The sequence below is a fragment of the Sphingomonas sp. genome, assembly GCF_040398505.1.
GTDB lineage: Bacteria > Pseudomonadota > Alphaproteobacteria > Sphingomonadales > Sphingomonadaceae > Sphingomonas.
In genome coordinates this window covers 19,227-22,064 of record NZ_JBBATX010000041.1, presented here as the reverse complement: position 1 = coordinate 22,064, position 2,838 = coordinate 19,227, and the positions used below count along the sequence as shown (strand labels likewise).

4 protein-coding genes are annotated in these 2,838 nt (G+C 66.7%); all 4 read left to right on the top strand.

The annotated features are described in order from the left end of the window. On the top strand, window positions 1-208 hold a 208-nt coding region (locus tag ABWP09_RS07275), incomplete at its 5' end, for a hypothetical protein (protein WP_353204483.1). Window position 209: 1 nt separating this feature from the next. Beyond that, window positions 210-626: a cupin domain-containing protein gene (locus ABWP09_RS07270; RefSeq protein ID WP_353204482.1), complete on the top strand. Its 417-nt coding sequence runs from the start codon at window positions 210-212 to the stop codon at window positions 624-626. A 61-nt stretch (window positions 627-687) separates the two neighbouring features. Further along, window positions 688-1,179 carry a pyridoxamine 5'-phosphate oxidase family protein gene (locus ABWP09_RS07265; protein WP_353204481.1) on the top strand — a complete coding sequence of 164 codons (492 nt, stop codon included), beginning with the start codon at window positions 688-690 and terminating at the stop codon, window positions 1,177-1,179. A gap of 136 nt (window positions 1,180-1,315) precedes the next feature. Then, window positions 1,316-2,728 (top strand): MFS transporter, encoded by a 1,413-nt coding sequence (locus tag ABWP09_RS07260; protein ID WP_353204480.1) that lies wholly within the window; start codon window positions 1,316-1,318, stop codon window positions 2,726-2,728. The last annotated feature ends 110 nt before the right edge of the window (window positions 2,729-2,838 follow it).

Sequence of the window (2,838 nt, the reverse complement as noted above, 5' to 3'; positions counted from 1 at the left end):
TTACGCGACGATCGACAATAGCGATCCGGTGTCGTTCACCTATCAGGGGTTTGGCAGCTACGTCGTCGCCGATCTGCGCGCCAATTTCCGTGTGACGCCGCATTGGCAAATGGCGGTCGGTCTGGACAATGTCGCCAACCGCAAATACTTCCTCTTCCACCCCTTTCCGCAGCGCACGGTGAGCGCGGAGCTGACGTACAGGTTGTAATATGCCCCACCCGCTCATCGCTTCGCTGAACCTGTCGCCGCACCCAGAGGGCGGCTGGTACCGCGAGACGATGCGCCAGCCCGCGCCGGATCCTGCCAGCGGGCGCAAGCCCGACACACAGGAGCCGCGCGGGCTGGCGACGGCGATCCTGTTCCTGCTCGAAGATGGGCGGCGCTCGCACTGGCACCGCGTCGATGCCGCGGAATTGTGGCTGTGGCACGCCGGGTCGCCGCTCACCGTGCGGATCGGGCAAGAGGAGCATCTGCTAAGCGGCGAAACCCCGCAGGCGCTCGTCCCGCCCGGCGCGTGGCAATCGGCCGAGGCGCGCCTCGGTTGGGCGCTGGTCAGTTGCGTCGTGACGCCCGCGTTCGATTTCGGCGGTTTCGAACTCGCGCCGCCGGGGTGGTCGCCCGCCTGACAAAGCTGGCTGACGGAACCGTGCGCCGCTTTGCCCGTTCGGTCAGGCAAGGAGAGCGACGATGTCCAATCAAGCTGAAATCGAACATAAATTCTGGAAAGCCCTGCGTTCGGATATGACCGTGATGCTCGGCCTCGCCGGGGTCGATGAAGGCCATACCCGCCCGATGACCGCGCAACTCGACGGTGACGAGGATCGCGGGCCAATCTATTTCTTCACCTCGACCGAGACCGAACTCGTCTCGGAACTCACGCCGGGCAGCCGCGCGGTCGCGACCTTCGCGTCCAAGGGCAATGACCTGTTCGCGACGATCCACGGCACGCTCAGCGCCGATAATGATCGCGCCGTGATCGACCGGCTGTGGAACAGCTATGTCGCGGCGTGGTATGAAGGCGGCAAGGACGATCCCAAGCTGCAATTGCTCCGCCTCGATGCCGAGCGCGCGCAAGTCTGGGTCGATGCCTCCAGCCTGCTGGCCGGCGTGAAGGTCATGCTCGGGATCGATCCGAAGCAGGCTTACACGGATAAGGTCGCCGAGGTCTCGCTGGCGTAACGCCATCCTCAACGTCCTGTGCCGTCATCCCCGCGAAAGCGGGGACCCAGCTCCTGCCGTGCGAGATGGGTCCCCGCCTTTGCGGGGATGACTTTGCGGGGATGACAATGTCGGCTCCGATAGGCAAAGCCAGCACGTGACCGCTTCCCATCCGTCCGACGGCCTGCCCCTCCCCCGCCGCTATGCCGCGATCGGTGCCTTGTGCCTTGGCACCGCGCTCATCATCATCGATGGCGGCGTCGCCAACATCGCGCTCCCGACAATTGCGCGCGAACTCCATATCGATCGATCGTCGGTGGTGTCGGTCGTCACCGTCTATCAGCTGATGCTCGTGATGCTCCTGCTCCCCTTCGCCGGGCTCGGCGAACGCATCGGGCTCAAGCGTTTGTATCAATGGGGCCAATTGCTGTTCGCGGTCGCGACGTTGTTGTGCTTCTTCGCCAAGAGCTTGCCCTTTCTGCTGATCGTCCGCGGTGCGCAGGCGATCGGCGCGGCGGCGGCGCTCTCCGTCTCCGCCGCGCTGATCCGCGCGACCTATCCCACCAAGCAGCTCGGCAGCGGCCTCGGCATCAATTCTGCGATCGTCTCGGCCGGGGCCGCGCTCGCGCCGACGCTCGGCGGCCTGATCCTCGGCATCGCGCCGTGGCCATGGGTGTTCGCCAGCGCGGTGCCATTTGCGATCGGCTCGCTGATCCTCGGCCGTGCGCTGCCCGATACGCCGCCGCGCGATACGCCGTTCGACGTGATCGGCGCGGTGATGTGCGCGGGGATGTTCGGCCTGATCATCGGCGGGCTGGAGAGCGGCGTGCATGGCGACAGTCCGGTCGTCTCCGCCGCGATCGTATTGTGCGGAGCGTTGCTCGGCGTCTATTTCGTCCGGCGCCAACGGCGCGAGCGCGATCCGATCCTGCCGATCGACTTGCTGATGCAGCCGGTGCTGCGGCTGTCGGTGATCGGGGCCTATACCGCGTTCATCGCGTCGATGACGCTGATCATCTCGATGCCGTTTCGGCTGCAAAGCGAGTTCGGCTTCTCGCCGGTCGAGATGGGGCTGCTGATGGCACCGTGGCCGCTGACCAACATCGTCGTTGCGCCGCTGTCGGGCTGGCTCTCGAACAAGATTCCGGCGGGCGTGCTCGGCGGGGTCGGCATGGCGATCTCGATCGTCGCCTTGGTGCTGATCGGGTATCTGCCACCGCATCCCAGCCATTTCGACGTGATCTGGCGCATGGCGCTGTGCGGTGGCGGGTTCGGGACCTTCCTGCCGCCCAATGCGCGCCTCATCATCGGCAGCGCGCCGCGCGAACGCGCCGCGGCGGCGGGCGGGCTGGTCTCGACGACGCGGCTGCTCGGCCAGACCACTGGCGCGACGCTGGTGGCGGCGCTGCTGGCCTTCGGCATCGGCAACGGCGCGACCCCGCCGCTGGTGGCAGCGGGGCTCGCGTTCGTGGCCGGCCTGTGCAGCATCGCGCGGCTCCGCCCGTCAATCCGCATGCCGCCATCCGAGGAAGTTGCGGAGACGGTGGCGACGCTCAAGCAGTCGCGGTAGGTTTCCCTTCCCCGGCGAAGGCCGGGGCCCAGGAGTGGGGCAGTTAGCAATTGACGCTGTGCTCTCTGCATCCGCCATCGCAACTGGGCCCCGGCCTTCGCCGGGGAAGC